Origin of the sequence: Amycolatopsis orientalis DSM 40040 = KCTC 9412, assembly GCF_000478275.1 — a bacterium.
In the GTDB taxonomy this organism is placed as follows: domain Bacteria; phylum Actinomycetota; class Actinomycetes; order Mycobacteriales; family Pseudonocardiaceae; genus Amycolatopsis; species Amycolatopsis orientalis.
Map to the genome: position 1 here is coordinate 190,936 of NZ_ASJB01000045.1, position 6,672 is coordinate 197,607.

The window sequence follows — 6,672 nt, forward strand, 5'->3', positions numbered from 1 at the left end:
ATGGCTGGAGACACCGTCATCACGGTGATCGGCAACCTCACGTCCGACCCGGAGCTTCGCTTCACCCCTTCGGGCGCGGCGGTCGCGAACTTCACGGTCGCGTCCACCCCGCGCACGCTGGACCGTCAGTCCGGTGAGTGGAAGGACGGCGAGGCCCTGTTCCTGCGCTGCAACATCTGGCGTCAGGCGGCCGAGAACGTCGCCGAGTCGCTGACCCGTGGCGCGCGAGTCGTCGTGCAGGGACGCCTGAAGCAGCGGTCTTTCGAGACCAAGGAAGGCGAGAAGCGCACGGTCGTCGAGCTCGAGGTCGATGAGATCGGCCCCTCGCTGCGCTACGCCACCGCCAAGGTGAACAAGGTCAGCCGTGGCACCGGTGGCGGTGGAGGCGGCGGCTTCGGTGGAGGCGGCGGTGGAGGCCAGAGCGGCCCGCCCGCCGACGACCCGTGGGGTTCCGCTCCGCCCGCCGGTGGCGGCGGTGGCGGTGGCTTCTCCGACGAGCCGCCCTTCTGATCCGAAGTCGCATCAGGCGGTCCACCGCGGGCGAAAGCTCCGCGAGACGCCTCGAGACAACCACTACGTAGAAATCCAGGAGAAATACCGTGGCCAAGCCACCCATCCGCAAGCCCAAGAAGAAGGTCTGCGTGTTCTGCAAGGCCGAGAAGAAGGGCCGCCCGGAGAACATCGACTACAAGGACACCAACCTGCTGCGGAAGTACATCTCCGACCGCGGCAAGATCCGTGCCCGCCGGGTGACCGGCAACTGCAGCCAGCACCAGCGTGACATCGCCATCGCGGTCAAGAACTCCCGCGAAATGGCGCTGCTGCCCTACACCTCGACCGCACGCTAAGGAGGCACGTCAATGGCGAAGATCATTCTCACCACCGACGTCGCCAACCTCGGTGGACCCGGCGACATCGTCGAGGTCAAGGACGGTTACGCGCGTAACTACCTCCTCCCCCGCGGCTACGCCATCGTGGCCACCAAGGGCGCGGAGAAGAACGTGCGCACGATCAAGCGGGCGCAGGAGAGCCGTCGCATCCGCGACCTCGACCACGCCAAGGAGATCAAGGCGACCCTGGAGGGCCTCGGCGCCATCCAGCTGAGCGGCAAGGCGGCCGAGGGCTCGAAGAAGCTCTTCGGTTCGATCACCACCGCCGAGATCGTGGACGCGATCAAGGCCGCGGGTGGCCCGCTGCTCGACAAGCGCGTCATCGAGCTGAAGGACCACATCAAGACCGTGGGCAAGCACTCGGTCGGCGCCCGCCTGCACCCCGACGTCCGCGTCGACGTGCGGCTCGAGGTCAAGGCCAAGTAACACCGCTTCGGCCAAAGGGCGGGACTTCTCCTTCGCGGAGGTGTCCCGCCCTTTGCTTTCCGCGGAACCCGACCCGGTCGGGCCGCGTCTGAAGCCTTGACGGGGGATCAAGGCATTATGAGACTCGACGTCGAGGCACGGGGACTCAAAAGGGGATCTGGAAGCAATGGCTTACGACAGCAACGCCGAACAGAACCGGCAGCAGCAGGTCACGGTGTCCGCTCCGGCCAACCCGGACAAACCGGCGTCCACGTCCGGCGGGGGTGGCGGCGGCTTCGCCTTCGACAAGGACAAGATCGACGGCGTCATCAAGAAGTGGACCGACCTGCAGGCCGAGCTCAAGAAGGACTACACCGACGCGACGCTGATGGCGAACGTCAAGGCGCCCGGCAAGGAGTTCGCGAGCGGCGACTGGGAGAAGCTGGCCAACCCGTCGGGCAAGGCGTTCCTGGAGCAGAACCAGAAGATGCAGGACTACGTCAAGAACTACATCGACCAGCTGACCGCCGCCAAGCAGAAGATCGCCACGAACGAAGCCGAAACGCAGGCTTCGCTCAACAAGCACAGGGCCGTGTGATGCGACGTTCCCTCGTTCTCCTCCTCGCCGCCGGCGCGCTGGTCGCCGGCTGTTCCGGCACCAAGACCGGGACGGCCTCTTCGGAGCCGTCCTATACGACCGGGTCCCCCGGCGCGTCGAGCGGTTCGTCCGGCTCCGCGCCCAAGGTGCCCAGTCCGCTGAAGACCAGCTCCATCGAGAGTGACGCGTGCTCCGCTCTTTCCGCGGCCAAGCGGTCCGAACTCGGTCTCGGCGAAGGCGAGCGGCGGACCACGAGCGTCGGACCCGGCTGCTCGATCTTCGCCGCGGACGACCGGCTGAACCAGATCGAGATCAGCCCGGTCCTCGCGAACAAGAACGGCCTCAGCGACGTCTACGACACGAAGGCCAACGACGAATACTTCGAGCCGACCGAGGTCGCGGGCTACCCGGCGGTGTACGCCGCGGCGCTCGACGGCCGCAAGAGCGGCAAATGCGGCCTGTTCGTCGGCGTGACCGACCAGCTGGCCGTGAACATCCTGGTGCAGTACGACAACGGGCCCGGCGCGAGCGATCCGTGCCCCGTCGCGCTCAAAGTGGGGGAAGCGATGATCGAGACGTTGAAGGAGGGCTGAGGGGTGTTCCTGCTGCCGATCATCGCCGGGTACTCGGCCTACAACCTGGCGACCACGAAATCCGGCGACTTCGAAGCGTCGGGCGGCGATCGCAAGATCGACTGCTACAACATCTGGGAGAAGATCGTCACCGGTCCCGGGACCGGGTCGATCCAGGAGGGCCAGGCCGCGGCGACCCGGCTGAAGGCCGGTTACCAGGACAGGCTGACCACCATCGACAACCTGTCGAAGGAGATGGACGCCGCCTGGACGGGCAAGAGCGCCGAAGCCGCGCAGGAGTCCGGCGCGCATCCGCTGCGGGCCTGGATGGAGGACTCCGGCAAGAAGCTGGCGGACTCCGACAAGTACCTCGGCGAGCAGAACACCGCGTTCACCACGGTGAAGGCGAAGGTGCAGCCGGTCCCGAAGGATCCGCCGAAGAACAATCTGCTCAACTCCATCACCCCGTGGACCACCGACACCGACCGCGCGATCCGGGACTACAACCAAAAGGGTCAAGCGAACGTCGACGCGTTCAACGAGTACTTCAAGGCCAGTTCCGAGAACGGCAAGAAGATGCCCACCTACTCCAAGATGGAGGGGCAGAACACGAACGTCGACGTCAACGGCGGCGGTAAGGACAAGGACGGCGACGGGCAGGGCGACCGGAACGGGAACAACGGCATGCCGCCCGGCGGCATCTCCACCCCGCCCGGTTCGATGCCGCCCGGCGGGATGCCGAACATCCCTGGCGTGAACACGCCCGGCGTGAACATGCCGGGGTCCAACATCCCCGGGTCCAACCTGCCGGGGTCGAACCTTCCCGGGTCCAACCTGCCGGGCTCGAACATCCCCGGCGGCCACTTCAACCCGAACATCCCGGGCAGCGACTACAAGCCGCCGTCCTGGAACGACGGGACGCACGCGTCCGGCTTCACCCCGCCGAAGATCCCCGGTGCCGGTGGCTTCGGGCCGAGTGGCGGCGGAGGCGGTGGCGGCGGCTTCGGCGGCACCGACATCCCCGGTGCGGGCGGTTTCGGCCCGGACGGTGGATTCGGTCCGGGCGGGGCGGGCTTCGGCCCCGGTGGACCGGGCAGCGCGAGCGGTGCGGCCATCCCCGGCGGCGCGGCGGGCGCGGGCCGCGGTGGCATGGGCCCCGGCGGCGCCGGTGCCGCAGGTGCCGGCCGCGGCGCGGGCGGGATGATGGGCGGCATGGGCGGTATGGGTGCCGGTGGCGCCAAGGGCAAGGGCGCCGAGGACGAGGAGCGCAGCTCCAAGTACCTCGTCGGCGATGACCCCAACGACATCTTCGGCACCGACGAACTCACCGCACCGCCGGTGATCGGGGAGTAATACGTACGAGCGGGCCGGGCGCGTGCCAAAATTGGCGCCGCGCCCGGCTTGTCCTGTCCCGGGTGGACGAACACGAACGACCAGGGGCTTGAACGACTAGGGGGCAGTTCCGGTGCTGGACAAGCAGGTCACCATCACGACCGGCACCCTCATCACGCTGATCCGCCGCCGAGGCGGCGAACCGCACACGATCCTGTCGGAGACCCCGACCTGGTACAGCGACGACGCGCAGCGGACCGAGGACGAACGGACCAACGAGGAACTGGCGAGCCAGGGCCTCTTCGGCGCACGGGGCCTGCACCCCGGGTTCAAGGCGACGCTCGAAGCGATCGCCCGGCCGTCCTTGGAGTACTACGGCTGGGTCGACGGCGGATTCGAGGGCAAGGCGCTGAGCTACACCCTGCTCGCGGGCAGCGCGGGCGGGGAGGGCTTCGTGCTGGCCCGGCACAGCGAGCACGACGGCGTCGCACTCGCTTCGGTGCGGCCCGAAGAACTGCTCACCGAGTTCCTCGACCAGATCCCGAAGCTCGCACCCGGACGAGGACGGCCGATCGCCGTCCCGAAGAGCCAGATCGAAGCACCGCGTTCGTCCTCGACGGCGCAGGACGAGGGTTTCGAGGTGCTTCGCAGCGGACGGCAGAGCGCCGGCAGCCAGGAGGCCGACGAGCTTCGCCGCATCCTCGCGCTACGCCGGATGGGCAGCGGCAGCCTGTACGTCGCCGCCCGTGGCCGGAGCGGCGCGCGGCAGCGGATCGAACGCCCGGTGAACTACATCGATACGTCCGAGGGCCGGTGGCTGACCGAGGAGATACCGGGGAGTGGCGAGCCGCGGATCGCCTTCACACCCGCCGACCAGCACGTTCTCGGAGAACGACTACGGAGCGCACAGGGCAGGTTGTTCGCGTCCTGAATTCCACGCCGTTCAGCCCACCGGGTCATGCCTCTACGCTCCGTAGCATTCATCCACAGGGCACCCCTGTGCGCCGCCGTGCGACACGCCGAACGACGTGTTTTGCCCGACACGCCGCACGGATTTGAATAAAGTTCTCCACAGTATGTACACAGGGCCTGACCAGCGGTTTTGTCAGACCATCCCATCGTTGCCCACAAGTTGTACACAGGCTTTCGGTCACCTGTGAAGGGATGCCCGCAGTCATCCCCAGGTTGTCCACAGGGCGGTCCCCAGGCGAAATTGCGCTCGTCCTTTCGGGGGGCCTACCGTGCCCGCCGGGCGGGTACGCACCGTGGCGTTCGACCGGCCCGCAAGGTGGACACAGGGGAGCGCCGGGGCCGCGGGAAGGTGGACGGCGGGCGCGGACGCACTGACCGGGGAAGTTCTGGCATAATCGAACGCGTGTTCGATACATGAGGAGGTGGCAGCAGCGGTGGCGCTGACCGACGACCGCAATCCGATGTACGCGGAGTCCGATCCGGGTCCCAGCGACCCCGGGCCGCGTGGCGGTGAGTACGACCGCCAGCCTCCGCAGGACATCGCGGCCGAGCAGTCCGTGCTCGGCGGCATGCTGCTGTCGAAGGACGCCGTCGCCGACGTCATCGAGGCCCTCGGCCCCGACGATTTCTACCGGCCCGCGCACCAGGCGATCTACGACGTCATCCTCGACCTCTACGGACGCGGCGAACCCGCCGACCCGATCACCGTCTCTGCCGAGCTGGAACGCCGTGGCGAACTCGGCCGCGTCGGCGGCGCCCCGTACCTGCACACCCTGATCGCGACCGTGCCGACGGCGGCGAACGCCGGGTACTACGCGGAGATCGTCTCCGAGAAGGCGGTGCTGCGGCGCCTGGTCGAGGCGGGCACGCGGATCGTGCAGTACGGCTACGGCGCGGCGGCGGCCGACGGCGCGAACATCGACGAGGTCGTCGACCGCGCGCAGGCCGCGATCTACGACGTCACCGAACGGCGCACCAGCGAGGACTACGTCGCGCTGGAAGAACTGCTCCAGCCGACCATGGACGAGATCGACGCGATCGCGTCGCGCGGTGGGCAGTCGCAGGGCATCCCGACCGGGTTCGCCGACTTCGACGATCTGACCAACGGCCTGCACCCCGGGCAGATGATCATCGTCGCGGCGCGTCCCGGGGTCGGGAAATCGACCCTGGGACTGGATTTCGCTCGTTCGGCGTCCATCAAACACGGTCTGACCAGCGTCATCTTCTCGCTGGAAATGAGCAGGACCGAGATCGTCATGCGCATGCTCTCGGCCGAGGCGCGGATCCGGCTGGCGGATATGCGCGGTGGCAAGATGTCCGACGACGACTGGACGCGGCTCGCGCGCCGGATGAGCGAGGTCTCCGAGGCGCCGCTGTTCGTCGACGACTCGCCGAACATGACGATGATGGAGATCCGCGCGAAGGCCCGGCGGCTCAAGCAGCGCAACGATCTCAAGCTCGTCGTGCTCGACTATCTCCAGCTGATGACCTCGGGCAAGCGCGTCGAGTCCCGGCAGCAGGAGGTCTCGGAGTTCTCGCGGCAGATGAAGCTGCTGGCCAAGGAGATCGAGGTCCCGGTGATCGCGATCAGCCAGCTGAACCGTGGTCCCGAACAGCGGACCGACAAACGCCCGATGCTGTCCGACCTCCGTGAGTCCGGCTCGCTGGAGCAGGACGCCGACCTCGTCATCCTGGTCAACCGCCCCGACGCCTGGGAGCGCGACGACCCGCGCGCGGGCGAGGCGGACCTGATCATCGCCAAGCACCGTGCCGGGCCGACGGCGACGATCACCGTCGCGCACCAGCTGCACTACAGCCGGTTCGTCGACCTGTCACACGACTAGGCCGTGTCCTGTAAGTCTGTTCGATGGGCTTCGTGATCCAGGTGGTTCCTGGCGGTGCG

At 67.8% G+C, this 6,672-nt stretch carries 8 protein-coding genes; all 8 read left to right on the plus strand.

Going from position 1 to position 6,672, the window contains the following annotated elements:
* On the plus strand, positions 1 to 510 hold the full coding sequence (locus L324_RS14920; RefSeq protein ID WP_020632569.1) for a single-stranded DNA-binding protein: 510 nt from the start codon (positions 1 to 3) through the stop codon (positions 508 to 510).
* 89 nt (positions 511 to 599) lie between these two features.
* On the plus strand, positions 600 to 848 hold the full coding sequence (gene rpsR / locus L324_RS14925; protein WP_005168122.1) for a 30S ribosomal protein S18: 249 nt from the start codon (positions 600 to 602) through the stop codon (positions 846 to 848).
* A 12-nt stretch (positions 849 to 860) separates the two neighbouring features.
* Positions 861 to 1,316, plus strand: coding sequence for a 50S ribosomal protein L9 (rplI, locus tag L324_RS14930; RefSeq protein ID WP_005168124.1), 456 nt, complete (start codon positions 861 to 863; stop codon positions 1,314 to 1,316).
* 166 nt (positions 1,317 to 1,482) lie between these two features.
* Positions 1,483 to 1,893: a hypothetical protein gene (locus tag L324_RS14935; protein WP_037307543.1), complete on the plus strand. Its 411-nt coding sequence runs from the start codon at positions 1,483 to 1,485 to the stop codon at positions 1,891 to 1,893.
* Positions 1,893 to 2,486 (plus strand): DUF3558 domain-containing protein, encoded by a 594-nt coding sequence (locus L324_RS14940; protein ID WP_037307618.1) that lies wholly within the window; start codon positions 1,893 to 1,895, stop codon positions 2,484 to 2,486. The genes L324_RS14935 and L324_RS14940 overlap by 1 nt, the downstream gene beginning before the upstream one ends.
* A gap of 3 nt (positions 2,487 to 2,489) precedes the next feature.
* Positions 2,490 to 3,818 carry a PPE domain-containing protein gene (locus tag L324_RS14945; protein ID WP_037307544.1) on the plus strand — a complete coding sequence of 443 codons (1,329 nt, stop codon included), beginning with the start codon at positions 2,490 to 2,492 and terminating at the stop codon, positions 3,816 to 3,818.
* 112 nt (positions 3,819 to 3,930) lie between these two features.
* Complete coding sequence (locus L324_RS14950) at positions 3,931 to 4,728, plus strand: ESX secretion-associated protein EspG (RefSeq protein ID WP_037307545.1); 798 nt, start codon at positions 3,931 to 3,933, stop codon at positions 4,726 to 4,728.
* 475 nt (positions 4,729 to 5,203) lie between these two features.
* A complete protein-coding gene (gene dnaB, locus L324_RS14955; protein WP_016338295.1) occupies positions 5,204 to 6,613 on the plus strand; it encodes a replicative DNA helicase in 1,410 nt (469 codons plus the stop codon).
* Positions 6,614 to 6,672: the final 59 nt, after the last annotated feature.